The sequence below is a fragment of the Acidilobus sp. 7A genome (assembly GCF_003431325.1).
GTDB lineage: Archaea > Thermoproteota > Thermoprotei_A > Sulfolobales > Acidilobaceae > Acidilobus.
Genome location: NZ_CP010515.1, coordinates 303318 through 326527, shown reverse-complemented (window position 1 = coordinate 326527; position 23210 = coordinate 303318). Strand labels below are relative to the sequence as shown.

The 23210-nt window shown below is 59.3% G+C and carries 30 protein-coding genes and 1 pseudogene; 17 read left to right on the top strand and 14 right to left on the bottom strand.

All coding sequences use genetic code 11. The features are described 5' to 3' along the window. The first annotated feature begins 13 nt into the window (after nt 1-13). From SE86_RS01610 to SE86_RS08080, 5 genes are all read left to right on the top strand, one after another. Nucleotides 14-1096, top strand: coding sequence for a DUF1464 family protein (locus SE86_RS01610; RefSeq protein ID WP_158543073.1), 1083 nt, complete (start codon nt 14-16; stop codon nt 1094-1096). A 73-nt stretch (nt 1097-1169) separates the two neighbouring features. Next, nucleotides 1170-1295, top strand: a complete 126-nt coding sequence (locus SE86_RS08285) for a hypothetical protein (protein WP_257791319.1) — start codon at nt 1170-1172, stop codon at nt 1293-1295. After that, nucleotides 1296-1829 (top strand): hypothetical protein, encoded by a 534-nt coding sequence (locus tag SE86_RS08090; protein ID WP_211096646.1) that lies wholly within the window; start codon nt 1296-1298, stop codon nt 1827-1829. Next, a complete protein-coding gene (locus SE86_RS08085; protein ID WP_211096645.1) occupies nt 1816-1962 on the top strand; it encodes a hypothetical protein in 147 nt (48 codons plus the stop codon). Before SE86_RS08090 ends, SE86_RS08085 begins: the two co-directional genes overlap by 14 nt. Before the next feature lie 103 nt (nt 1963-2065). Beyond that, nucleotides 2066-2500, top strand: coding sequence for a zinc ribbon domain-containing protein (locus tag SE86_RS08080; protein WP_236747338.1), 435 nt, complete (start codon nt 2066-2068; stop codon nt 2498-2500). Nucleotides 2501-2600: 100 nt separating this feature from the next. On the opposite strand, the gene SE86_RS01600 is transcribed toward SE86_RS08080, so the two are convergent. Beyond that, nucleotides 2601-2903 carry a hypothetical protein gene (locus tag SE86_RS01600; RefSeq protein ID WP_117354009.1) on the bottom strand — a complete coding sequence of 101 codons (303 nt, stop codon included), beginning with the start codon at nt 2901-2903 and terminating at the stop codon, nt 2601-2603. 54 nt (nt 2904-2957) lie between these two features. Here SE86_RS01600 and SE86_RS01595 point away from each other — a divergent pair, with 54 nt between their 5' ends. Genes SE86_RS01595 through SE86_RS01585 form a run of 3 tightly spaced genes read left to right on the top strand, consistent with a single transcriptional unit; the run spans nt 2958 to nt 5553 of the window. Beyond that, nucleotides 2958-3956, top strand: coding sequence for a hypothetical protein (locus SE86_RS01595; protein WP_117354008.1), 999 nt, complete (start codon nt 2958-2960; stop codon nt 3954-3956). Further along, nucleotides 3956-5161: an aconitase X catalytic domain-containing protein gene (locus SE86_RS01590; RefSeq protein WP_117355035.1), complete on the top strand. Its 1206-nt coding sequence runs from the start codon at nt 3956-3958 to the stop codon at nt 5159-5161. The genes SE86_RS01595 and SE86_RS01590 overlap by 1 nt, the downstream gene beginning before the upstream one ends. A 5-nt stretch (nt 5162-5166) precedes the next feature. Beyond that, nucleotides 5167-5553: a DUF126 domain-containing protein gene (locus tag SE86_RS01585; RefSeq protein ID WP_117355034.1), complete on the top strand. Its 387-nt coding sequence runs from the start codon at nt 5167-5169 to the stop codon at nt 5551-5553. Here the strand turns inward: SE86_RS01585 and SE86_RS01580 are convergent. After that, on the bottom strand, nt 5540-6271 hold the full coding sequence (locus tag SE86_RS01580; RefSeq protein WP_117354007.1) for a nucleotidyltransferase family protein: 732 nt from the start codon (nt 6269-6271) through the stop codon (nt 5540-5542). The genes SE86_RS01585 and SE86_RS01580 overlap by 14 nt on opposite strands. Nucleotides 6272-6415: 144 nt before the next feature. Between SE86_RS01580 and SE86_RS01575 the strand changes: the two genes are divergently transcribed. Then, complete coding sequence (locus SE86_RS01575; RefSeq protein WP_117354006.1) at nt 6416-7618, top strand: MFS transporter; 1203 nt, start codon at nt 6416-6418, stop codon at nt 7616-7618. On the opposite strand, the gene SE86_RS01570 is transcribed toward SE86_RS01575, so the two are convergent. From SE86_RS01570 to SE86_RS01560, 3 genes are all read right to left on the bottom strand, one after another. Further along, nucleotides 7590-8018: a universal stress protein gene (locus SE86_RS01570; RefSeq protein ID WP_211096642.1), complete on the bottom strand. Its 429-nt coding sequence runs from the start codon at nt 8016-8018 to the stop codon at nt 7590-7592. The two genes, SE86_RS01575 and SE86_RS01570, sit on opposite strands and share 29 nt — an antisense overlap. 222 nt (nt 8019-8240) lie before the next feature. Continuing rightward, nucleotides 8241-8831, bottom strand: coding sequence for a MarC family protein (locus SE86_RS01565; RefSeq protein WP_211096641.1), 591 nt, complete (start codon nt 8829-8831; stop codon nt 8241-8243). Then, nucleotides 8828-9280 carry a DUF2286 domain-containing protein gene (locus tag SE86_RS01560; protein WP_117354004.1) on the bottom strand — a complete coding sequence of 151 codons (453 nt, stop codon included), beginning with the start codon at nt 9278-9280 and terminating at the stop codon, nt 8828-8830. Before SE86_RS01560 ends, SE86_RS01565 begins: the two co-directional genes overlap by 4 nt. A gap of 75 nt (nt 9281-9355) precedes the next feature. Between SE86_RS01560 and SE86_RS01555 the strand changes: the two genes are divergently transcribed. Both SE86_RS01555 and SE86_RS01550 read left to right on the top strand, forming a co-directional pair. Continuing rightward, a complete protein-coding gene (locus tag SE86_RS01555; protein ID WP_117354003.1) occupies nt 9356-10189 on the top strand; it encodes a DMT family transporter in 834 nt (277 codons plus the stop codon). Nucleotides 10190-10324: 135 nt separating this feature from the next. After that, nucleotides 10325-11524: an acyl-CoA dehydrogenase family protein gene (locus SE86_RS01550; protein WP_117354002.1), complete on the top strand. Its 1200-nt coding sequence runs from the start codon at nt 10325-10327 to the stop codon at nt 11522-11524. A gap of 1 nt (nt 11525) precedes the next feature. Here the strand turns inward: SE86_RS01550 and SE86_RS01545 are convergent. Continuing rightward, a pseudogene (locus SE86_RS01545) lies at nt 11526-12233 on the bottom strand (DUF2192 domain-containing protein); the annotation flags it as partial. A gap of 221 nt (nt 12234-12454) precedes the next feature. On the opposite strand from SE86_RS01545, the gene SE86_RS07880 reads away from it, so the two are divergent. From SE86_RS07880 to ribC, 5 genes are read left to right on the top strand one after another with little or no spacing between them, the layout of a single operon-like run. Further along, nucleotides 12455-12640: a hypothetical protein gene (locus tag SE86_RS07880; RefSeq protein ID WP_148666738.1), complete on the top strand. Its 186-nt coding sequence runs from the start codon at nt 12455-12457 to the stop codon at nt 12638-12640. Continuing rightward, a complete protein-coding gene (locus SE86_RS01540) occupies nt 12627-13277 on the top strand; it encodes a stage II sporulation protein M (protein ID WP_211096639.1) in 651 nt (216 codons plus the stop codon). Before SE86_RS07880 ends, SE86_RS01540 begins: the two co-directional genes overlap by 14 nt. Next, a complete protein-coding gene (locus tag SE86_RS01535) occupies nt 13274-13981 on the top strand; it encodes a hypothetical protein (RefSeq protein WP_148666737.1) in 708 nt (235 codons plus the stop codon). Before SE86_RS01540 ends, SE86_RS01535 begins: the two co-directional genes overlap by 4 nt. Further along, on the top strand, nt 13968-14654 hold the full coding sequence (locus SE86_RS01530; protein WP_117353999.1) for a 3,4-dihydroxy-2-butanone-4-phosphate synthase: 687 nt from the start codon (nt 13968-13970) through the stop codon (nt 14652-14654). Before SE86_RS01535 ends, SE86_RS01530 begins: the two co-directional genes overlap by 14 nt. 22 nt (nt 14655-14676) lie before the next feature. Continuing rightward, nucleotides 14677-15093, top strand: coding sequence for a riboflavin synthase (gene ribC / locus SE86_RS01525; protein WP_342755403.1), 417 nt, complete (start codon nt 14677-14679; stop codon nt 15091-15093). On the opposite strand, the gene SE86_RS01520 is transcribed toward ribC, so the two are convergent. After that, nucleotides 15073-15762: a DUF2250 domain-containing protein gene (locus SE86_RS01520; RefSeq protein ID WP_211096637.1), complete on the bottom strand. Its 690-nt coding sequence runs from the start codon at nt 15760-15762 to the stop codon at nt 15073-15075. The genes ribC and SE86_RS01520 overlap by 21 nt on opposite strands. A gap of 78 nt (nt 15763-15840) precedes the next feature. On the opposite strand from SE86_RS01520, the gene SE86_RS01515 reads away from it, so the two are divergent. After that, entirely contained in the window at nt 15841-16548 is a 708-nt protein-coding gene (locus SE86_RS01515) for a DUF72 domain-containing protein (RefSeq protein WP_117353997.1), read from the top strand. Here the strand turns inward: SE86_RS01515 and SE86_RS01510 are convergent. The 7 genes from SE86_RS01510 to cobT all read right to left on the bottom strand — a co-directional run bounded on the left by SE86_RS01510 (nt 16516) and on the right by cobT (nt 23088). Beyond that, nucleotides 16516-17538 (bottom strand): asparagine synthase C-terminal domain-containing protein, encoded by a 1023-nt coding sequence (locus SE86_RS01510; RefSeq protein ID WP_117353996.1) that lies wholly within the window; start codon nt 17536-17538, stop codon nt 16516-16518. The two genes, SE86_RS01515 and SE86_RS01510, sit on opposite strands and share 33 nt — an antisense overlap. 257 nt (nt 17539-17795) lie before the next feature. After that, a complete protein-coding gene (locus tag SE86_RS01505) occupies nt 17796-18740 on the bottom strand; it encodes a cobalamin biosynthesis protein (RefSeq protein ID WP_117353995.1) in 945 nt (314 codons plus the stop codon). After that, complete coding sequence (gene cobS, locus SE86_RS01500; RefSeq protein WP_158543071.1) at nt 18737-19456, bottom strand: adenosylcobinamide-GDP ribazoletransferase; 720 nt, start codon at nt 19454-19456, stop codon at nt 18737-18739. The genes SE86_RS01505 and cobS overlap by 4 nt, the downstream gene beginning before the upstream one ends. Further along, nucleotides 19453-20523 carry a histidinol-phosphate transaminase gene (locus tag SE86_RS01495; protein ID WP_211096636.1) on the bottom strand — a complete coding sequence of 357 codons (1071 nt, stop codon included), beginning with the start codon at nt 20521-20523 and terminating at the stop codon, nt 19453-19455. Before SE86_RS01495 ends, cobS begins: the two co-directional genes overlap by 4 nt. Then, entirely contained in the window at nt 20480-21010 is a 531-nt protein-coding gene (locus SE86_RS01490) for an NTP transferase domain-containing protein (RefSeq protein ID WP_236747387.1), read from the bottom strand. The genes SE86_RS01495 and SE86_RS01490 overlap by 44 nt, the downstream gene beginning before the upstream one ends. Then, on the bottom strand, nt 21003-22085 hold the full coding sequence (locus SE86_RS01485) for an adenosylcobinamide amidohydrolase (protein WP_117353991.1): 1083 nt from the start codon (nt 22083-22085) through the stop codon (nt 21003-21005). The genes SE86_RS01490 and SE86_RS01485 overlap by 8 nt, the downstream gene beginning before the upstream one ends. After that, nucleotides 22072-23088, bottom strand: coding sequence for a nicotinate mononucleotide-dependent phosphoribosyltransferase CobT (gene cobT, locus SE86_RS01480; RefSeq protein WP_117353990.1), 1017 nt, complete (start codon nt 23086-23088; stop codon nt 22072-22074). Before cobT ends, SE86_RS01485 begins: the two co-directional genes overlap by 14 nt. Between the last annotated feature and the right edge of the window lie 122 nt (nt 23089-23210).

The following is a 23210-nucleotide window of genomic DNA, read 5'->3' as shown; positions in this document are numbered from 1 at the left end:
CGAGGGACTCACCTTGAGGGCCCTAGGCATAGACCCAGGCACGGGAACCTTTGACTTAGCGGTTGTCGACGGTGATAGGGTAGTCTATGAGGCCAGCGTACCCGCAGCCAGGGTGGCTGATGACCCAGAGAGCCTCATGAGGGCAGTCGAGGCCTCAAGGCCAGATGTAATAGCTGCGCCCTCAGGCTACGGCGTGCCCTTCAGCTGGGCTGACGAGGTCAGGGACCCCGCGAGGTTTGTCTACGAGGTCCTGCTCCTCAGCACCCCTGAACAGATAGCCAAGGCCTCAGGGGAGCTGGGCGTCAAGGTCTACGAGGCTCTGGCCTTCGTAGTTGAGCAGCTCTCGAAGGCCAACCTCAGGGCGGCCTTTGTGCCCTCTGTGATACTTCTCAGGACCGTGCCGGCCTACAGGAAGTACAACAAGGTCGACATGGGGACCGCTGACAAGCTCGCATCAGCCCTCATAGCCGTTCACCACCTGGCCAAGTCCAAGGGCCTCCAGCCGAGCGAGGTCAGCGCCGTCATCCTGGAGCTCGGTTTCGGCTACAACTCAGCCATAAGCGTGCTCAGGGGGAAGGTCGTTGACGGCATAGGGGGCACCTACGCCTCCTACGGCCCCCTGACGGCGGGGGCCATGGACCTTGAGGTAGTTGTAGGGGCGCCCTCCTGGGCCAGGTTCGACGTCTACAAGGGGGGCCTCGCCGAGGTCTGCGGCCTCCACGACCTCAGGGAGGCCGAGCGCATGTATGAGGCGGGGGAGGAGCCGTGCGCCTCAGCCTTCAGGGCGTGGCTTGAGGGCGCTGTGAAGGACGTGGCCAGGGCCTTCGTGCCCCTCGGCAAGGAGGCAGGCACGGTAGTTCTGAACGGCAGGTACTCCTCGCTGAGGAGCCTCAGGGAGGCCTTGATGGAGGCCATGCCTGACATTGAGGTCGTCGAAGGCAGCAGGCTGCCGGGCTCCTCGATAACCAAGGAGGCCTCCCAGGGCTACGCGGCCATGGTTGCCCACGCCGCCGGCGGGGGAGAGGGGCTCCTTGAGGAGGTCGTGAAGACGGCGGAGGTCGACTCGGCGTGCGGCACTGTAGTGGATTACAACTGAAAGCCTAGCCCTTTAGGACGGGGATGGATAGGAAAGCCTATAAGGCCTCATTTCCCTATTGGAGGTGGTGGAGGTGGTGGTAAAGCTAAGGTGCCCGTACTGCGGCTACGTCTGGGAGTACAAGGGTAAGAAGACTCGCTACGTCACATGCCCCAACTGTATGAGGAAGGTGGACATTCAGAAGAACAGGGTGGAGTGAATGCCTGCGGGCGGTGAGGGAGAGCTAACCCTGAGTGTTAAAATGAGGGTTAGCCCCGAGCCCGAAAGCCAGCAGGCCTTGCTGGACCTCATGAGGAGGTACGGAGACGCACTAAACTACTCAATAAGGGCAGTAATAGCGAGCAGGGCCCTGAGCCTCACCAAGGCCCACAAGCTCCTGTATAATGACCTGAGGGAGAGGTACGGCCTACCAGCCAGGGTCGCCCAGGACTGCTACAGGGAGGTCATCGCTATAGCCAGGTCCTGGCTTAAGAACCCGAAAAGGGGCGATATACCAACAGCTAAGCGCCTGAGCGTGTGGCTGACTCATGAACAGGGCTACAGGATAAAGGATAACCATATGGAGCTGGCAGGGGGTTACAGGCTCAGAGTCATCGGCTGGGACGGGAGGTATGACGACTTCCCTAATAGGGAGGCCAGGCTTGTATTTAGGGACGGCGAGTTTACGCTCTACATAACTAAACAGGTGCCTAGGCCAGCAAAGTACGCCCCTAAGGGGGGTGCTTGCCGTTGATATAAATGAGAGGCAGATAGTAGTTGGCAACTCAAGCGTTGAGCAAAGGATAGAGACGCCAGTTGAGAGGGCCCTGCGCTACAGGAGGCTCGCTGAAAGGCTTCAGGGGAAGTACTCCTCCCTCAAGGTATAGCGCCTGGCGCAGGAGGAGCGGGGTAAGGAGGAGGATAAGGCACTTCCGCAGGAAGGCCAGGAACATCATAGAGGACTGGGCCAGGAGGACGGCTCATATAATCGTGTCGCTAGCGAAGCAGGGCCAGCTGGCGGTAGCCAGGGAGGACCTCACGGGGCTGGTGGAGAGCCTAAGGGAGCTCCCGAAGGGGCACAGGACAGCCCTGATAGCGCTCGGCTACAGGAGGCTGGCGTTCTGGATTGACTGGCAGGCCGAGAAGGGCGGAGTGCCGCTGTTCGTTGTTGACCCTACCAACACATCCACGACGTGTCCAAGGTGCGGCGCTAAACTTGTAGAAGTAGGGCATCGCAGGCTCAGGTGCCCTAGCTGCGGCCTTGAGGCCGACAGGGACACAATAGCTATACTGAACATTGAGGGGAGGGCGCTTAGCCAGATGGGGGGACCTCTGGCTGCCCCGACTGCCCCCCAGGTGACAGATGTAAGCCCGAACAGATGGGGGGAACCTGTGAACCGCCCTAAGGGAACCCTCGCCCTTTAGGGCGGGGAGGAGGTCATATAGTTCACCCGGCCGCGCTGTCCATGAGGGAGAGGGTGAGGAGGGCCTATGTTGAGAGCGTTGCAAGGCCTAAGCTGTGCGCCTAGCCAGGGCCCACGCCGAGGGCCCTCTCAGCCACCCCTACCCCCCTCTCTGCTATGAGCTTCCTTATGGGCCACGGCAGGTTGTAGCACTCGCTCCCCTTCTCAGCAAGGCCCATCTCTACCAGCCTCTCAAGGGTCCCCACCGGGTCCTGCAGCCCCTTTCTCTTCAGGTCAAGCGCTGCCCTCAGGTCCCCGACAGAGACGTTGTCAAGCAGGTAGATGAACGCCTCCCTCAGGTCTCCCTTGAGGGACCTGGCCCTCTCCAGCAGCTGCGACGCGGCCAGCTCCCAGCTCTCGCTCACTTCTCTTCCTCTAAGCTTATCTTTGGAGGCGCTTAACAGCGTTTCCGGGCTGCCTTGAGGGTCGAGGTGAACAGGGAGAGGGCAAAGGCCCTAGGCAGGGCCATAGCTAAGGCTGTGTCCAAGACGCCAGCTGACGCGTTTGATGACCCAAGGTACTACCCGCCCAGGGACGCGCCCAGGAGGGACGTGATGGCCTACTTCCTGGTGATGGTAGCCATGGACCACAGGCTGAGTAGGGGCAGGAGGCAGTACGAGGCCTCCGTGGGGGGCTCAAGGTTTCACGGGGCTGACCTGCTCTACAGGCTTGGCTCAAAGAGGTTCTCCGAGGACCCAGGCTTCTTCACGGCTGACAGGCTGGCCCTCGTGAACGACGACGACGTGCTCTCCTGGCTCAGCGTCGAGGGCGCCAGGCCCCCTGACGCCCACGTCAGGGCGGAGCTGCTCAGGGACCTGGGGGTCAAGCTGAAGGCTCTCTTCGACGGCGACCCCTACAGGATAGTGGTTGAGTCAGGCGGCTACCTTAGGAGGGGGGTCGGCCAGGGCTTCATAGACCTGCTCAAGGTGTTTAAGGCTTACCAGGACCCCGTGGAGAAAAAGGCCTTCCTCCTGGCTAAGTTCATAGAGAGGAGGGAGGTGGTGATATTTCAGGACCCCCAGAACAAGGAGGTGCCAGTTGACAACCACCTGACCAGGGTGGCACTGAGGACTGGCATAGTTGATGTTGACAGGGAGACCCTGGAGCTCATAGCCGCTGGCGCCCCCTTCAGGCCCCAGGAGGACGTCATGCTTAGGCTCGCGGTTAGGGAGGCCTACAGGCTTGTGGCCCAGGAGGCCGGCGTAGACCCGTTCATAATGGACGACTTCCTCTGGTCCTTCGGCAGGTCCTGCTGCACCTTTGAGGCGCCCGCCTGCATCTCCGGCTGCTCAGCAAGGTGCTCCTCGGCAGGGGGCTGCGAGGGGGACAGGTGTATATTATTGCCAGCCTGCAGGGCCTCATCTGAGAGGCTCTACATGGTGCCTGAGCACAACTTCATGGACACGTGGTGGTACTGATGTACCTGACCAGGGAGGAGGAGAGGATACTTAAGGGCGACGAGGGCGAGGCAAGGGCCAGGGCGCTGGAGGTCATAGTTAAGGTGGGCGAGGCCCTGGGGGCCCCGAGGCTTCAGCCGATAGTGCACGCCCACGTCTCGGGGGTGTCATATAACAACATTGGGGAGCCCGGCAGGAGGCTAATAGAGGACCTGGCCTCAATGGGAGCCAGGTTCTCAGTGCCAACCACTGTGAACCCAGTAGGGTTCGACCTGGAGAGCCCCCAGGCCTCTGACCTGGTGGCGGTGCCGCGGGAGGTTGAGGAGGGCCAGAGGGCGATAACCGCTGCGCTGCTCCGCATGGGGGCGGCTCTGACGCTGACGTGCACGCCCTACTACATACCATCTGTCAGGTCCCTCAGGCCCGGCGACAGCGTCGCCTGGGGCGAGTCCAACGCCGTGGTCTACGCAAACAGCGTCCTAGGCCTAAGGACCAACAGGGAAGGGGGGCCTGTGGCCCTCATGGCGGCCATAGCTGGGAGGACGTACTACTATGGCATGCATACGCCGGAGGGCAGGCTGCCCAGGGTGGCCTACAGGCTTGAGGCCCCTGACGGCTACAGGCTGGACTACGCCAGGGCCGCCGCCCTGGGGGAGCTACTGGCCAGGCTCCACAGGTCCGAGGGGCCGCCCATGTTGATGGCGCCCATAGACGCTGAGAGGTTCAAGGAGCTTGGGGCCGCGGTGGGGGCGGAGGGGGACATAGCGATGGTATTCGTCCCCGGCCTCACCCCTGAGAGGCCCCCGGAGAGGCTTGAGGCCGTCGAGACGCTAGACTACAGGGAGGTAGAGGATGAGCTCGAGTCGAAGAGGCTTGACGACGTTGATATAGTCTACATCGGCTGCCCACACGCGTCCCATGAGGAGATAGAGGAGCTTGCCAGGCTTCTCAGCAGGCTCAGGCCCAGGCCCCACAGGCCGGGGCTGCTGATAACCACGTCAAGGCTTGAGGAGTCAAGGGTGAGCGCTGAGGCCATGAAGGTGCTCAGGGAGTACGGGGCGGTAATATTAAGGGACACGTGCCTCGTAGTGTCAAGCCTAAGGTCCAGGGGCCTTAGGGTGGCCACTTACAGCTACAAGGCGCTCTTCTACCTCTCAAGGCGCGGCCTAAAGGTTGGCCTTGAGTCCATGGAGGACCTAGCCATGAGGCTGGGTGAGAGGCGTTGAGCGTCGTGCTTGAGCTCAGGGGGAGGCAGCTCGTCGCTGGCAGGGCAACGGGGGAGGCGCTGACCCTCGACGCCATAAGCTTCTACGGCGACGTTGACCCCAGGACCGGCGTCATGCAGGACGGGAGAAGAGCGGCCTCAAGGGTGATAGTCGCCAGGAGGCCCAGGGGGAGCACAGTGGGAAGCTACATAATTTACGCCCTAAAGGTGAACGGCGTCGCCCCGGCCGCCATAGTGATGTCGAGGGTTGACCCAATAATAGTAGCAGGCTGCGTGCTGGCCGGAGTGCCGCTAGTAGACTCGGTGCCCGAGGAGGCCCTCTCCAAGGTTAGGGACGGGGACGTTGTTGAGCTTGACGGCGCCGGCACAGTCAGGGTCATTAGGAGAGCGTGATGTGCCTCAGCAGGGACTCGTCTATCTTCTTATACCTCTCCAGGCTGCCGACGTCTATCCAGGGGCCGTCATATATGTAGGCCTTGACCTTCTTCCCTGACCTTATCATCTCTGGCACGAGGTCGCCCATTATGTCAAAGGAGGTCCCCAGCTTGCCCTCGTACTCCTCGAGCAGGCTGGGCCTCAGCGTCAGCACCCCTATGGTCACCTTCATGTTGACCCACGGCTTCTCCTTTAGGTCAACAATATCACCGCTCTCGTTGATCTCGGCGACGCCCACGGGTACCTGGTAGGCGTTGGCAACAACTAGGAGCGCGTCGGCCCCCAGCTTCGCGTGCTCCTTAGCTAGCTCGCTGGCATTGAGGGGCGCCAGTATGTCACCGTACCACACGACCACGGGGTCGCTGTCCAGCAGGTGTTGCTTGTAAGCCTTTAGGAGGGACCCGCCGGTGTTCTTGTAGGTCTCGTCGTCTACGCTGTAGTCTATCTTTATGCCAAACCTGTCGCCGTAGCCGAAGTAGTTCCTCACGTATTTCCACTTGTAGCCAACAAGGAAGACTACGTGAGTGGCGCCGCCCTTGATGAGGGTGCTCACGATGTGGTCAGCGACCGGCTTCTCCTCAGGTCCTAGTGGTATCATAGGCTTCGGTATCAGGTCCGTGTAGGGCCTGAACCTCGTCCCCTCGCCGCCAGCAAGTATAACAGCTGTCAGGGACACAGAGGAGCGCCCCTAGGACTAGCATCGCCTTGCAATACTTAAAAGTTTCCAGCCAGCGGCCGCTTAAAAGCTCCCAGGGGCGGCGCTATCTTCATAAGGTAAATTTTTATCTGTAGGACGCCGTGAGACCGCAGGTGTCAAAGTATGGACAGCAGGGGCAGGATGCTGCTGTTCACGTCGCTTGCCCACTTCCTAAACGACAGCTTCCTGGTGACTGTGTCAATCCTCATAACGTACTACATAGACATGCACGTGCCGGCGGCGTTCCTAGGCGGCATGGCAGCTCTCGTGAACCTTGCCTCAGGCCTGGCCAGTCCCCTTGTCAGCAACGCTGCTGACAGGACGGGCAGGCACGTGACGCTCATGACCGTCGGCTTCGCCCTAATAGCGAGCTCCTTGGCAGCCTTCGCGGCCACATTCATTTACGGCGGGGTCGCCAGGCTGGCGCTCATAGGCCTAGGCTCAGTCCTCCTAGGCCTCGGGCTCTCCTTCTACCACCCGCTGGGCGGCGCCATACTACAGCACAGCTACGAGGGCCAGGCTGGCAGGGCGCTTGGCATAAACGGCTCCCTTGGCAGCGTGGGGAGGGCCATCTTCCCCACGGTAATGGTTCTTGCCGTCGCCTACCTTGGGGGCAGTGAGGCCCTGTCCCTCATAGCTGCCTATGTGGTAGTTCTAGCTCTCATAATACAGGCCGGCCTCCACGACGTCAAGATGCCTGCCCTTCACGAGAGCGCCTCCAGCTCATTTTCAAGGCTCTCCAGGTACAGCTTTCTGCTGGTGCCGCTGACGGCTATGGTCTTCGTGAGGGCCATGTTTATGAATGGCGTCATGACGTACGCGCCAACCTACGTGGTTGACATAGTCAGGTCGAAGGTGTTCATGGGCGTAATAATAACGGTGTCCTACGCAACGGCGGTGGTTGGCCAGCCCATCTTTGGCTGGCTGGTGACCAGGCTCGGGGGAAGGAGCGTCGTCATAATTACTACGCTGGCGTCGACGCTGCTCTACGTGGTCTTCCTGCTGGCGCGCGGCGTCGTCATGATGACTGTCCTTCTGGGCCTCTACAGCTTCTTCGCCCTCAGCGGGTTCCCGGTGCTCCTAGGCTATGTCTCAGAGGTCGTGGACCCCAGCGTGAGGGCTCAGGCGAACTCGCTCGTGTGGGGCGTGGGGAACACCGTCGGCGGCGCCGTGGGGGCCCTCATAGGCGGCCTGCTGCTGCAGGGCAGGGGGTTCCTTGGCCTGACGCCGATCTACTCCACCATGTGGATGTTCGCTGCGTTCGCAGTTGCCTCCTCTGCTATGCTGGTCATGCTGCCTAGGGGACGACCAGCACGTCGGCCTTAGTGGACTTGCCAGCGACCTTGCTGGTGACGCTGCCGAGCACGAGCCTCTCAAGCCTCGAGAGCCTCCTTCTGCCAAGGACTATGAGGTCACAGCCGTTGACCTCGGCATAGCTCACTATGGTATCACCAGGGTCCCCAGTGAGGACCTCAAACCTGACCTTATAGCCCTCGGCGCTCAGCTTTGACGAGAGGTCAGCAAGCTTCTTCCTCGAGGACTCTATTATCAGTGACAGGTTGATGGCGTCAGGGACAACTATCTCCCCAAAGGCCATGGAGCTGGGCGGTATAACTGTCAGGAGGCAGAGCTCGCTGTTGAAGCTCTTGGCAAGCTCGAGAGCCCTGTTAAGCGCCTTCTCGCCGCCCTCGCTGCCGTCATAACCAACAAGTATCTTCTTATACACCTGGCCCACCACGTGCTTGTTATTGAAGTCTAGATTTTATAAACGTTAGGAGACAAAGCGTCAGAGTGGCCCGATGAAGAGCGCTGCAAGCGTGAGTACCGATGATCAGGGCCTGTGTTGCAGAGGGCCTGTAGCTTAACGCCGATGAGGATGTCGATAGGACTGAGCTGATGAGGACGCTGTCCCCGGCTGAGGCGCATTCCAGAAGTCCAGTGGCAGGCCTCAGAGCGAGGCCCTTATGAGGCTCACAGCGAACCCTGCCAGCACCAGGCTCATGAACTTGTCTATCAGAAGGGCCCCGTGCTTGCCCAGGAGCCTCATGAGCCTCTCGCCAAAGTAGAGGATCACGTACGCCAGCGCTGCGTTAATGAGGACGCTCCCTATAGCTATAGGGTAGCCGTAGATGTACCTGAAGTAGAGGGCCGTTGATATGCTGCCCGGCCCTGCCAGCAGGGGAGTCGCCAGCGGCACTATGGCCTGCCTCTCCACGGACTCGGAGCTGCTGGGGGCGCCTATCTCTATGTCAAAGAGGCTCGATATGGCGTACACGAGAAGTATGAGACCCGCCGCTATCCTGAAGTCCTTAAGCGTGACGCCTAGCAGCTCAAACAGGTAGTCGCCGATAACTATGAACGCCAGGAGCATGAAGACCGCCGAGTATATCAACGTGTTGAGGAAGCCGCCCCTCCTCTCAGGCGGCAGCTTCTCAGCAGCGCTCACGTAGAACGGCACAACTGTGAACGGGTCAAGCACTATGAACAGAGTGACCACTGCCTCGCCGAGGCCCACGAGGTCCTTCTCAATGCCTGTCAACTCTCCTTCTCCTCTTCCTCGCCCTCCTCCTCGATGCCCTCAGGACCCTCCTTCTCGGTGGTGATGTCCTGGGCTTCAGCCTCCAGCTCGGTCTTAACGTCGTCGTTTATGTAAGGCGCGAGGAGGTAGATCTTGTATTCGACGTACTTATCTTCGCTTAGCATTCTGTTCTCAAAGCTTATGGTGTAGACGGGGAAGGAGCCTATCGCCTTATCCTTGGTCCTTGAGATGTTGCCAATGCTCCTGAAAAGGTCCACGAGCTCAGGCTTGAGGGGGAGGGGTAGCTCAAGCTCCCTGTTGTCCTTAAGTACTATGAAGTCACTGGTCTCAGGGTCCCACTCGTTCATGGCCTCCTGGGCTTTCCTCTTGACGAGATCCTTCAGGTCCCCATCGACCACCTCGCTCTTTATGATCTTCCCCCTCTCGGCCCTTATAGTGAGTACCTTCAACGCTCCTTAACCCACCTGACTTATCTCAGGGCTGCTTAAAAGCGAAGCTGGAGGCTCCCTGGGCTAGGACCGCGCGTGACGTCCCGTAGGCTTGGCTACGTCTCGCTGGCCCTCGCGATCTTGGTGTGGGGAACGGCCTATCCTATAATAGGTGTAGCCGAGAGGTACGTGTCCCCTGTGGCCCTGGCCGCCCTCAGGACCTTAATAGGAGGCGCAGTGCTGGCAGCCATAGCTAGGAGGCTCGCGGCTAACCTTAAGGTCTTCATAGCAGGCCTCATAAACATAGGTGCCTTCCTGGTCCTGCTGAACCTCGCAATAGCTCTGTCGTCCAACCCGTCGCTCGCCGCAGTGATGATATACACGCAACCCCTGTTCACAGCCCTGGCCACGCCCTTCGTCATGGGCAGGAGGGTGAGCGGGCGCCAGTACTCAGGCGTGGGGGTTGGCATGGCTGGCATAGCGCTTTTAGTGTTTGCCGACGCTGCTAAGCTTAACATTGGAATCCTCATAGGTCTCCTGGGCGGCGTACTGTGGTCAGCGGGCACGCTTTACTATGAGAAGCGCGTGGTCCCTGAAGGTTTGGACCTTGTGGCCGCCACGGCCTTCATGTCGCTCTCCTCAACGCCATTAGTGCTCGCCTTTTGGCCCCTGGGGATGTACTTGAAGCTCACGCCCCTCTCGGCGGCACTGATAGCTTACATTGTAGTGGTTATACAGGCCGTCGGCTGGTTCTCGTGGTTCTACGGCGTTAAGGCGCTTGGGGGCGTCAGGGCGGGCTCTATATCCATGCTGACGCCTATAGTTGCTATTCTTTCCACTGCCGTGATGTTTAGGGAGGTCCCAACGCCGCTTGAGGCTATAGCCTCGGCTGCCGTGATAGCTGGGGCGCTGGTAGTTCAGTTAGGTTGAAACTGTCATTAAGTAAAGCTCAGCCCTGGTCTGCCGTAGCCAGGGCTCGTTTAAAGGCACCATGTAGGGCGGACAATGAGCGCGCCAAGCTTTCTAATATAAATTTTCCCCTTAGCCCTCTAGAGTGGGACCTGGATGGTGTTCCCATTCAAGAGTATTGAGGACTTTAAGGTAAACCTGACCCAGGAACACGAGCTCTTCAGGAAGTCCGTGCGCGAGTTTGTTGAGAAGGATATCATGCCGAGGTGGAGGGAGATAGAGGAGAGCAACAGAATACCGCCTGAGATACTCAAGGGTCTCGCCGAGCAGGGCATAACGGGCATTGGCATACCCGAGGAGTACGGCGGCCAGGGAGGGGGGCAGCTCATAACAGCTATAGCCATGGAAGAGATAGCCAGGGCCGTGCCAAGCCTGGCAGTTGCAATAGGGGTCAATCACTTGTTTGCAGTTCCTGTCCTTGAGTTCGGCGCCGAGGACCTGAAGAAGAGGTACGTGACGCCCATAGCTAGGGGCGAAAAAAGAGGAGCTCATGCGAACACGGAGCCAAGCGGCGGCAGTGACGTGGCCGGCATCCAGTCAAGGGCGGTCAAAGAGAATGACCATTACATAATCACTGGGAGGAAGGTCTTCATAAGCGCCGCTGGCGAGGCCGACTACCTCCTGGTCTCAGCAAGGACAAACCCGCCACAGGAGGGCAAGAGGTGGTGGGGCATAACTACGTTTGTGGTCGAGAGGGACTGGCCGGGCGTCAAGATAGGGCAGCAGTTCAGAGTGATAGGCATGAGGGGGGAGCAGCCATATGAGGTTGTACTTGACAACGTCAAGGTACCCGCCGAGAACGTTGTTGGAAAGGAGAACGAGGGCTTCAAGGTCGTGGTGACTACCTATGATCATACAAGGATAGGCATAGCGGCTCAGGCTGTAGGGATAGCCCAGGCTACCTTTGAGAAAGCGGTCAATTACGCCCTTCAGAGGGAGCTCTTTGGCCAGAACATGATAAACTTTGAAATGATAGTTGAGAAGCTGGCCGACATGTACATAAGGCTTGAGGCGTCAAGGCTTCTCACATACTGGGCTGCGAGCCTAGCTGACGAGGGCAGGTCGGAGTACGCTATAGCCGCCAGCATAGCTAAGACTTTCGCCACGGAGTCCGCTGAGTGGATAGCGAGGCAGGCTGTTCAGATACACGGAGGCTACGGCGTCGACTTTGAGACTGGCGTCGAGCGGTACCTGCGCGACGCCATAATAACAACTATATACGAGGGGACGAACGAAATACAGAGGCTGACCATAGTCAGGGAGATGATCAGACAGGCCTTCGGGTTGAGGATTTAACCTACCTACCCTCCCTGACCTTTTCCGCTATACTCCCAAAGACCTGCCAGAGGACCTTCCCCGGCACCTTGAAGACGTCCCTCGCTATTTTAACTATGTAGAGGTCGCTTGGCAGCGTGGCCTTTCCCCTCCCGAGCTGGATGGCGACGGCCTCCTTCATGGCCTCCTTGGTCATCCGGTCCCTCACGGAGCCCTGCTCTATAGCCATGGCTACCTTGAACGCGGAGTAGAACTTGAGGAACCTGTTGACGTCATCAGCCATCTCTGGGAAGGCCCCAGTTATGGCGTCGCTTAGCTCCTTCATGTATGAGTCGTCGGCGTAGCCTAAGTAGACCTTTGTAAGGCCTATCCTCAGCATCCTGGCGACCAGGTTTCCATCAAGGCCTCCAAGGAGGGCCGTCACCTTCACTCTTGCCGAGGGGTCGCCTGATGTTAGCAGTGACGCTGCTTGCTCAAGCTTCACTTCCAGGTTGAATAGGGAGTCGAACTGCTCAGGGTACTGCGAGTCAAGCCCCATACCATACTTGCCTATCACGTAGAGGCTGGTGAGCTCCTTGTCATAAAGGTCCTTAGGCTCGGCTGAGCCCTTTATGGGGCTCACCTTTAGCTTCGAGTACTCAGCCTTGAGCAGCTCTATGGCCCTTTCCCTGCTCACCTGCTCGCCGGAGTCCCACGCGCTAGTTATCTCATTCCAGGTGTTCATCAAGGCCTCAGACCTTGCTGCGCTTGTCCTTCCTTTCGTGGCGCTTCACCACGGGGTTCTCCATATCACAGGGGCTGAGGCGACACTTATATTGATTTTACCTTGCAGCGGCTGGGCGCAACCTAAGGTCTCACGTCCTGTCAGTACCCAAGAACATCGCCGCGCTAGGCCGGCACGCTGAAACAGTTCATTTAACTGCTGGAGCTGGAAAGAGTAAGAGGGCGCGGTTGGAAGAGGTAGGCTTTAAAGTAAAGTTCATGCAGTGCGCTGACCCCGAGGACTGCGTGAGGCTCTGCAGGGAGTGGAAGTATGTTAAGACCACGTCAAACACGCTTCTCGCTATAGCGCCTCATATAGATAGGGACTGCGTGGTTCTAGTTGATGATGGAGGTGATAGAGATGGGGTTTCTTGATGACGCTGTTGACGAGATAGCACAGGACAGCCTGTACAGGCGGGCCTGGTACGCGTTCATAGTTCTTTTCGGCGTCGTTGCAATGCTCGTGGCGACGTTTTACAATAAGATAGTGAGCGGCTACCCCGGTCAGTACCTGCTTAACGAGACGCAGTCCATAAGGAGCATTGCAAGCTTTGCTAACACCAGTGGTCCATATTTCTATGCGGCGCTCCCAGGCATTATATTCGCGAAGAACTCCCTCACGGACATTATAGACTACGCACTGCTGATCACAATAGTCTTCCCAATCTTCGTAATAGTGCTTAACGGAGGGCTCGTGGGCTTTGTGAGCGTCTACACCCTTCCATTGCACGGCAACGCCCTGGCAATATTCTACTTCCTCGCTCCACACGGCGTCATAGAGATACCCGCTTTCAGCCTCGTCGCGTCCTCCATGGTACTGTTCTTTAAGCGTGGCATAGGGAGAACCTATGCCTTGGCGTTCTCCCTGCTGGTGCTCTCGGTGCTGCTTTTGGTGGTGGCTGCCATTATGGAGTCCAGCGTGACCCTTGTAGTGGGGTCACTGGTGCAGGCGCTGACTAACAGAACTGCCCTGCACATGATAGTCAATGGCACTAGCGGTGCCCTGACTTGAGGCCGTTGGCGTCGCTGTTGCTCCTCTCCGCAGCGGCGATTGCCCTGTTCATAGGCAACCTCTCCGCGGGGCTGACCAACGGGACGCTGGCCCTCCCGGGCCCTGGCGTTGGGCGCCTGGCGGTCAACGGGGTCAGCGTGACCCTGGTTAACATAACTGGAGGCCCCTCTAGGGCATCTATTTACCCCCTGAGCCACGGGAACGTCCTTATAATTATATCAAACACCTCGTTTGAGCTTATCAACGCGACCCCTGAATACTCGGCCCTCCTGAGGGCCTGGACGGCTAACGTTGTGCTATGCGTTAACGGCTCCGGCGCTTCCCCCAGGGGCATGTGGCAGGGGCCCACCTACGTTAACCTGACGGAGGTTCCTGGGCTTAGCTCTGTGTTTCATGAAAGCAACGCCAGCTGCGGCGAGGAGCTGGCATTTTACGGCAGCACGCCCGAGTATCAGCTGTTGACGTACTTTACTAACACTTCGTGGCTCTCAATCACAGTGAGCGGAAGCGGCTGGTACCTTGACATTATAATGGGCGGCGCCCCTGGCGCTGCTGAGGGCACAGCGAGCGGCTTGCCCCCACCCATGTCAATTAGCAGCGGCTTGACTTCCCAAAGGGCGAGGCTGGAGACGCCGTACGCTCTATTAATAATCTCCCTCCTGGCCCTAGCTCTCTCGCTGGTGGCCGAGCGTGGGCGTGGATGAAGCTATAAGCGCACTCAAGAGCGGCATGCCTGTCCTACTTTACGACTCAGAGTCAAGGGAGTCGGAGGTTGACATGGTATTTCACGCGTCTGCCGTTACGCCAGAGGCCATATATGCGCTGAGGGCAAGGGCCGGGGGCCTGATATGCTTCGCGACACGCTGGTCCATAGTGAGCTACCTAGGCGTCCCCTGGGGCGACGAGCTGATAGCGTCGGTCCCGGCCCTCAGGCCCCTGACTGAGAGGAGACTCTTCTACGGCGACAGGCCGGCGTTCACGATATGGGTCAACCACACGTCCGTCAGGACAGGCATAAGCGACATAGACAGGTCGACAACGGTCAGGGAGCTCTATGAGGTGGTTAAGGCCTTCCTGAAGGGCGATAGGGAGGGGGCAAGGAGGAAGTTCCTAAATGAGTTCCAGGCGCCGGGCCACGTGCCCCTGCTCGCTTCAAGGGGCCTCAAGGCCAGAAGGGGGCACACGGAGCTAAGCATAGCGCTCACGGCGCTCGCCGGGCTTGAGCCTACCACGGTTTTTGCAGAGATGCTTGACCGCGGCCCCTCGCTGAGCCTTGAGAAGGCTAAGGCTATAGCCGAGAGGGAGGGCCTGGCCTTGGTGAGCGGCAGGGAGGTGATAGACGCCTGTGACGGAGTCGAGATGTGTTGGAGTGATTGACACGACCTTCTCAAGGGTCGACATGGGCTCCGTCGCCGAGGAGGTGCTGAGGGAGGAGCTACCTGACTACAGGGTAGTCAGGTACACAGTGCCCGGCATAAAGGACCTCCCCGGCGCCGCCCGCAGGCTTATAGACATGGGTTGCGACGGCGTGATAACGCTTGGCTGGGTCGGCGCCACCCAGGTGGACAAGTACAGCTACATAGCTATGAGCGTAGGCCTCGTCATGCTCTCCGTGCTTACGGGCAAGGTAGTTGTCGACGTCACAGTCCACGAGGACGAGACTGAGGACCCAAGGGAACTCAGGGAGATAGCCGTAAACAGGGCCAGGGCGCACGCTGAGAACCTAGTCAAGCTCCTCACGGGCGGCCTGGAGGCCCTCAGGCCCCTGGCAGGCCAGGGCGTCAGGCAGGGAAGATCAAGCGTAGGCCCCCTGTGAGGCTCTCCTGAGGTCGCTGTACCTTATTAGCATCTTAGTCATCTCGCTGACCCTGTAGTAGACGTGGTGCGTCCTGGTCTCGGGCTTCGGCTTGGCCCTCCTGTGGGAGGCCTTTATGACCTTCTCCTTGACCTTAACCACAAGGCCCAGGGACTCGAGCCTGTCGAGGAGGTCAACGGTGTTGCAGGGCGTGTCATTAACCACCTTGGCCAGGGTCCCGGCGTGCTCGTTCTTGGCCTCAAAGAGGAAGAGGAGCAGCTTGAGGGCGTTCCTGTGGCCTGCAAGTCTGTCAAAGTACTCTGAGAGCTTCCGGGGGTCCCTCACGAGCTCCCTGACCAGTGCCTCGCCCTCCCTGCTAAGCTCATAGTAGACGTGATGCTTATGTACCTCGTCGGAGAGCTTAAATCTAGCCTCACTGCGCTTTATTGATGAGCCCCCGACGCGCCTCTGTATCAGGCCTGTCGACTCAAGCCTGTCAAGCTCGTCAACAACCTTCTCTATTGGCACCTCGATAACCTTAGATATCGAGCCCGCGTAGTCAGCGTTGGCCCTCTTAAGGTGGAAGAGTATGTAGAGCGACAGGGGGCTCAGCTGCGTCAGCTTCGCCTCAATGTCAGAGCCCTTCTCGCCCTCCGCGGCGTGTCCACCAATATTAGGGAGTTTCGCCATTCCTATAAGCTCGCTGGCCCCCTACAGCTAGGGGCCTTACAGCTGAAAGCCCGCCCTTTAGGGCGGGGAGGAGGTCGGTTGGAGGTCTACGTCGGTACATCAGGCTGGCTCTACGACTGGAACGAGGATGGTAGCCTCGGCTGGTACGCTGAGAACAGCGGGCTAAACGCCGTGGAGCTGAACGCCTCGTTCTACAGGTTCCCCTTCCCCTCGCAGGTGACCTCGTGGTCCAGGAGGGGCTCAGGTCTCAGGTGGTCAATTAAGGTGAACAGGCTGATAACACATGTTCACAGGCTTAATGATAAGGCAGCGGACACGTGGGCCAAGTTCAGGAGGCTCTTCGAGCCAATGAACAATCTCATAGACTTCTACCTCTTTCAGATGCCGCCCAACTTCGCCTACACTGAGGAGAACCTGTCCAGGGTTGAGACATTTGTGATGAGGTCAGGCCTTGGACAGAGGGCGGCGCTGGAGTTCAGGCACCCCTCATGGTTCTCGGACGATGCCGTTGAGGCCCTGAGAAGGCTTGGCGTGACCTTCGTGTCTGTTGACTCGCCCATGGGGGTATTTATAAGGAGCACCAACGGCGTCGTCTACCTCAGGATGCACGGAAGGGCCTCGTGGTACGCCTATGAGTACAGCGAGGAGGAGCTCCTCAGCGACGTGAACGAGATAGTAGCGCTCAGGCCGAGCAGGGCCTACGTCTTTTTTAACAACGATCACTGGATGCTTGGGAATGCTAGGTTCACGCTTTCAAGACTTCTTGAGGTTTCCAAGCAGCCTTGAGGCGCCCGTGAGGCTGGCAGCGTCGTCGGAGTATACAGAGAGCGAGTCCGACCTATCTATGTAGGCCCCGCAGAACCTGCAGAAGCCGTCCCTCATCTCTGAGCCACATATGGGGCAGCTGTTGGAGGTCGCCCTCTGCGGCATCTGAAGTTCAAGGGACAGCCTCCTCTTAAGTAGGTAGGCGTGGGGCCTTGAAGGCAACAGCACGCCCGTCTCCCTGGAGAGTTCAATTATTTCATCGTTAGAGGTGAGGCTGCTCATTACGTCCAGCAGCGACTGTGAGCCGCTTCCCCTTGTTATGGGGTCCTTGGGCCTCCAGGCCACCTTGCTGAGCCCCCTGGCCTCTATGACCCTCCTCATTAGGTACTTGCCGTACTTGACCCCGTTGAGCTCCCTCAGGTCGCAGCCGAGCCTCAGGGCCTCCCAGGAGAGCTCCTTGGCCTTGTCGCTGTAGAGGGGTAGCAGCACCTTGACCCCCAGGCGGCCCGATATGGGAACTGAGTTGAAGAAAGCCCCACGCGTGACCTTGCTTAGCCACCTCTCAAGCTCATCGCGGCCTTCAGGAAAGAGGAAGTCGTAGCCTATGAAGAGCTCATCCCCTCCGTCGCCTGTCGCAACGCACCTGCAGCCAAGCTCCTTGGCCTTCCTGAGGCCCAGGCAGACTGCGGCACCTGAGATGACCTCTATGGGGTCTATCGTCACCATTGACCTTAGCGCCTCGTCAGCGCATGCAAGGGCCTCCTCGGCGGTTGGCCTGACCTTGATTAGCTCCAGGCCAAGCTCCCTTGACACGTAGTCTACGTACTCCTCGTCAGCCGAGCCGGGGAAGAGCACTGATATGAGCTTAGGCCTTAGGCCGCCCTCGACGGCGGCCAGGGTGACGAATGTGGTGTCTATGCCGCCGCTGAAGAGCACGCAGTCACACCCCTCGCTGGCAACCAACTCCTTTACGGAGTCAAGCAGGGCAGCCCCTAGGTCCTCGCACCTCATGCCTTCTCGAGCGGCCGCGCGCTGAGGGAGGTTAAGTAGCTTCTTCTCATTGCTGGCGGCCTATGACCCCTCCCCGCCCTTAAGGGCGGGGTTTCTACCGTGGGTCTCGAACGTTACCCCCTCTTTGGGGGTTAACGGTTTCACGCCGTTAGCAGTGACTGTATAGCTCAGTATCCTCCTCGATATCGGTGTTTTGTAGCCTGCTTTCTTCGCTATGTTTCTTGCCGCGTTCAGGTCGGCATTGATTTTAATGCCTGTCAGATAAGCAGGAGGACAATGACCTCGGCCAGGACCAGCAGAGCTGACGATATAGCTGCAACCCTTACGGCCTCAGCGACGTCACGGCCCTCAGGTAGCCTCCCGAACTCCCCGCAGAGCGTGTAGGAGCCCCTCTTCTCTAGCATGACGCCCAGGGAGCCCGCCATGGCTGACATGGGCCTCCCGGCGTTCCTGCTCTCAGTGAGCCTCCCGCACCTGAGCCACGCCCTGAGGGCCCTTCCGGAGGACCTGTGAGGCGCTGAGGCTATCACTATAAGGGCCGCCGTGACCCTGGCCGGGATGTAATTTACAATGGTGTCAGCCCAGGCGCTGAGCCACCCAGCCCTTATGTGCTCAGGGTCCTTGAAGCCGAGGGCGCCGTCCATGGTGTTAACAAGCCTCTGCGCGAGGGCCCCGAGCGGGCCAAGCAAAGCGTACCAGAAGAGGGGCGAGACGAGGCCGTCGTTGAGGCTCTCAGCGAGGGACTCAATGGCTGCAGATGCTACGTGGCCTGGGTCTTCCTTGCTTAGGTCCCTCCTCACCAGGCCCTGGGCGGCCCTCCTGGCAGCGTTGAGGTCGCCCTCAAGTAGCCCCCTCCCGGCACTGCTGACCTCCTCTAGGAGCAGTCTCGCAGACATTGATGCCTTAGTTATGTAAGCCGCCACTATAACCCAGGCCACGGGGCTCAGCCTGTAGGCAAAGTAGAGCAGGGCTGAGTAGATGGCCAGGTGTGAGGCCATTACAGCGAGCCATATGAGGGCCCCGCGCAGGCGCGACGAGTAGGGCCTGAAGAGCCTCAGCGCCATGAAGTAGGAGGTGTGAACGGGATGTATCTTAAGCATCACACCGCTGTGGTAGGGGTAAACTATGTCAAGGGCCGTTGCAAGCAGTAGCGCTGAGACGACCTCCAGGGGGCCTGGGTAAAGGAAGCCCGGCAGGATCAAGCCAGGGCACCTGCGACGAGTGCCACGAGGCCCCCGAGCTCTATTGACGTCCCAATGACGTCGCCGTTCACAAACCCAAGCCTTGAGTTCGCGTCAAGTGTGACGAGGAGGCCAGCAGCCAAGGAGAGGGCCGTCACCAGGCTCACAGGGTCAAACAGGGCCAGCGCCGCCATGAGTGCCACGTAAACGATAATGTTAAGCCTCAGCTGCTCGGCCAACTTAGCTGACCTCGTGAAGGGACGCGCCATGCCCTCATAAGGCTCCTCCACGCCAAGCCGCGCAACTATAAATGAGGCCTCAAGCGACGAGATGTACGATGCCATAATTATGACTGGCGACGCCGCCAGGTAGTAGAGGGCTGAGAACCTTACAAGGAGAGCAACTACCACGGCTACGACAGCGAACGACCCCCTCCTTGGGTCCTTGAGCACCTTTAAGGCCCCCTCGCCCCTCAGCCCTGAGCCGAGCACGTCGCTGTAGTCAGCGAGCCCATCAATGTGCATGCCTCCCGTCACAGCTAGGTGAGCCGCAATCATGAGGGCCGCCGCCAGCAGCTGTAGCCTGAGATAACTGATGGCCACCCCGACTAAGGAGACTATTGCACCCTCGACGAGGCCGACCAGGGGGACCAGGTAAAAGCTTGAGGCAGCGCCCTCGACGCTCCCCGACCCCACGGGCAGCCTCGTGAAGAGCGCCAGGAGGTCCCTAACGCTCAAGGCCCTATCGACCTCGCGGCGCTTAGAAGGACGTCGTTGTCCCTGGGCGACCTTATTGATATTCTCGAGTAGTGCCTGTCGAGCGAGTAGAAGCTCGAGGCGTCCCTTATGTAGATGCCGTGTTCAAGGAGGGCATCCTTCAGGTCAGGGTTGGGCCTCCTGTGCTTTACCAACACGAAGGGGGCGGCCGACCTGAAGGTTTTGAAGCCTGCCGACCTGAGGCCCTCGCTGACCCTCGGGAGCTCCCTGGCGACTAGGTCCTTCCCGCGCCTCACGTGGTCCCTGACGGACCTGTCGCTTAATAGCGACGAGAGGGAGCACGCGGTTATTGAGTCCACGGGCCACGCCTGCATTGAGCCTGAGACGGCTCTGAGCGCAGCCCTGTTTGAGGTTACCATGGCCCCAAGCCTTAGGCCCGGCGCTGCTAGGTCCTTTGTGAAGGACCTAAGCGTTATCAGGTCCTCGCGGTCCCCAAGGCTCGTGCCAAGGGAGCTAAGGCCTATGAAGGCCTCGTCAACGACGAGGGTCACGTCCCTGGGCAACCTTGAGGATATATCGTCAATTAGCCTTTCATCAGCGAGGTAGCCCGTCGGGTTGTTTGGCCTTGACATAATCAGCACCGCCGGGGACCTGGCGGCCCTCGCGACCCTTATTATGTCATCGGTGGTCACCTGGAAGGAGTCGTCTACAGCAGGCATGAGGACCCTTAGGAGGTCGACGCCCACGGATCTGGCTAGAAGCTCGTGGTCACCGAAGTTAGGCTCAACAACCACAAGGCTTCTGGCCTTTAGGGCCAGGGGGATCAGCGAGAGCAGCTCGGCTGACCCATTGGAGAGCACTATGTGGTCCTCATCAACGTCCAGGTACTCCGAGGCGGCCGACGCGAGCCTTGACTGGAGGCCTGGCGAAGGGTAACTCAGGTAGACGCGCGAGGACGCGCAGCTCATGATAAGCTCTGCCAGCCCTGGCGGCGGCCCCAGTGGGTTGGCCGGGGCGCTGAAGTCTATAGCCCCGGGCGGGCTGTTACCCCCGTGACGCCTCCATGCACATGCTCCTGGCCCTGTCAAGTGCATCACCGTCATTTACATTAACTACGTTGGCGCTTATGTTGACGTCTGTCCAAGGCTCAAACTGGTAGCCCTTGAAGACGGAGATGCCGCTGTAGCTGCCGTTGACCTTAACTGACACCACGGGCTCCCCAGCCTCAGTGCTCAGCCTATAGACATGGCTAAGGACCTCGGGCGTGAGGCCGTACACGTCGGCTGGGAGCACGAGAAGGGGCCTGGCCCTCATCATGCTTACCAGCCTGCCCAAGTCGCTTGGATATCCATCGCCGTCAAGGACCACCTCCGAGGCCCTGGGGTCCTCCGCTAACCCCCTCAGGTACCTTGATGATAATGGTGAGGTTACTACAATGACAAGCCTGGAGACTTGAAGGGCCGCGTCAAGCACGTGACTTATAAGGGGCCTGCCGCAGACCCTTACTGCAGGCTTCCAGGGCCCGCCTATCCTTGACCCAGCCCCGCCGGCCATTATGGCTGAGACCTCAAACACTGCCAACACCTAGCAGCCTGTCGTAAACCCTTGAGAGGGCAGAGGCCACAAGGGCTGCAGCTATGTCGTCCTCAAACATGGGCAGGGCCGACAGCTTAAGGCCGAGCCTCCCCTTCAGCGTGTCAGCCCAGTACGTTGCGGTGAGCGCCCTGAAGCCATTAATGTAAACGCTGAGGGCCGTGGCGAGGAGCTCGTCAGCTATTATTCTCTTGCTGTCAGCCTCAAACTCATCCCTGCTGAGCCCGGGTATGAGGCCCGACTGGCCGCGCAGGTCGCTCTCCCTGGCGGCTATTATGAATGGCCAGACGTTTGGGTCCCGGAGGATTTTCTCCAGCTCCCTCCTGATGATCTCCCTCGCCTCTAAGGAGTTTAAACCTGGGACCGGCGCCGCCTGGTACAGCTTAATGGCGTCGTCCAACAGCTCCTCAAGGCTGACCCCAAGTCCCCAGCGGAGCTCATCATCAACGGAGGGGCTCTCAGCAGTGAGGGCCCTGTAGGTCAGCGCCGCCACCTTGGAGCCCACCGTGGTCGCCTGCCCGGCCCAGAGGTAGCCGTTGTTGCTGGGGACCGCAGCTACCGCTATGGCGTCGCTCACCGTTCCCGTCGCCCTGCCGCCGTCGCACCTTAACATTAGGTCAGCCACTGCAGCCGCCTTTGTCTCAGCGACGACCCTAAATAGGTCTAGGATGGCCGATACTGTAAGCCTGTCAGGGACCCAGGCTACTATGTTGATAGTTGATGCAGTGAGGGGCCTGTAGGTCGCCTCCATGCCGTGACAGGCGGCGTTTGCAAGGCCTACGGTTGCCAGGACCCCGTAGTCCCCCTCGACGGCCTCCCTGTACCTGTTTACGTCAACGGCCGTTAACATCACTGGATCGTCTTCGCTGAGGTCCAGCTTGCCTCTGACGGAGGCCTTAAAGTCATCAGGCCTCGAGAGGTCCGCGTCCTTGTCGACGTGAACTATGGCCACCTTTGAGGCGGTGACAAGCCCTTTAGGGTGAGCAGTGGTGGCTATAAGCCTTGGTGAGCCCAGGTCAACTACCAGGTAGCCGCTCTCAAGCTTAAGCCTTACCAAGGTCCTTTAACCTCTTGTACTCAGAGTATATCGCTGACTTTATCTCAGAATTAGAGAAGCCCATTTTAGACGCCAGAACCATGGTGCCGCCAGCGCCGACGCCCTCCTTAACGAAGCCGGCCTCGAACATCCTGAGGCCCTCATACGGGGCGTCGGAGAAGCTGATCTCCGAGACCTCAAGGTCGCGGACGTCAAAGGCCTTAGCTATAGCCTGTATGTTGGAGCTTCCGTCATCCGCTATCCACCTTGTTGTCCACACTGATAGCCTGCTGGTGTCAAAGCCAAGGCCCCTAAGTATAGCAAGGACAGCCCCCATCTGAGTGCCGCCGGCCAGCACTACAGAAGCCCCGGCCTCAGAGGCGCCGATCGCTATGCCAGCCATGGTCACGTGTACTGGGTCCCCCACCTCGTCCACTATCGAGAGGACGTCCAGGCCACCGCGGAGCCTGCTGAGGGCCTTTGAGACCACCTGCCTCTTCAGGTCCTTCGGGTTGTCCGGCGACGCGCTGCTGACGTAGCCGACGCCGTCCATGCCGCTTGCGCTCATTATAGCGGCTGCCACGGTGGTACCTCCCGGTATGCTCTCTCCTATCAGTACAACGTCGTGACTCCTTGACACTGTCAGGCCGAGAGCCCTGCCCTCCTGGAGCAGGAGGGATGCAGTGCCATGCTGCAGCGCGGGGCCTTCAGCTACGTTACCCCCATGCTTGGCGCTTGGGAGCTTCACGTGAGGGGCCCTTATACCATAGTATGTCCCGGCGTCAACTACTAGGTAGGGAACCTTGATCAGCTCGAGGACTGCTCTAGTTATAACGGCCGGGGTTGGCAACCCATCCGGTGTCATGGGCACGACATTTAGGGTCTTTGGCATTCCAAGGACTAAGTACTCAAGGTCAAGGGAGGGCGTGTACAGCGTCCCTTCCGGCGAGGGGCCGGCTATGCTGAGGCCAGGTACCGTTGACGTCAAAGTTGAGCCACCGACGTATATGGCCAGGGGCCTCAAAGCTAACCCTGCCTGGATACCCTAGCCATGCATTTAAAAGTGCGTTGCTTATGTGCGCAGGGTCTAATAAAATAGGGTCCGGTGGGCTTTGAGCGTGGTCTAGCCGTGCCGGCACAGGAGCT

Bases quoted from the DNA above. Each gene is read 5' to 3' on its own strand.
- SE86_RS08090 (WP_211096646.1), top strand. From the start codon at position 1,296: ATGCCTGCGGGCGGTGAGGGAGAGCTAACCCTGAGTGTTAAAATGAGG.
- SE86_RS01590 (WP_117355035.1), top strand. From the start codon at position 3,956: ATGTACCTGACCAGGGAGGAGGAGAGGATACTTAAGGGCGACGAGGGC.
- SE86_RS01575 (WP_117354006.1), top strand. From the start codon at position 6,416: ATGGACAGCAGGGGCAGGATGCTGCTGTTCACGTCGCTTGCCCACTTC.
- SE86_RS01550 (WP_117354002.1), top strand. From the start codon at position 10,325: ATGGTGTTCCCATTCAAGAGTATTGAGGACTTTAAGGTAAACCTGACC.
- SE86_RS01540 (WP_211096639.1), top strand. From the start codon at position 12,627: ATGGGGTTTCTTGATGACGCTGTTGACGAGATAGCACAGGACAGCCTG.
- ribC (WP_342755403.1), top strand. From the start codon at position 14,677: ATGGGCTCCGTCGCCGAGGAGGTGCTGAGGGAGGAGCTACCTGACTAC.
- SE86_RS01520 (WP_211096637.1), bottom strand. From the start codon at position 15,762: ATGGCGAAACTCCCTAATATTGGTGGACACGCCGCGGAGGGCGAGAAG.
- SE86_RS01510 (WP_117353996.1), bottom strand. From the start codon at position 17,538: ATGAGGTGCGAGGACCTAGGGGCTGCCCTGCTTGACTCCGTAAAGGAG.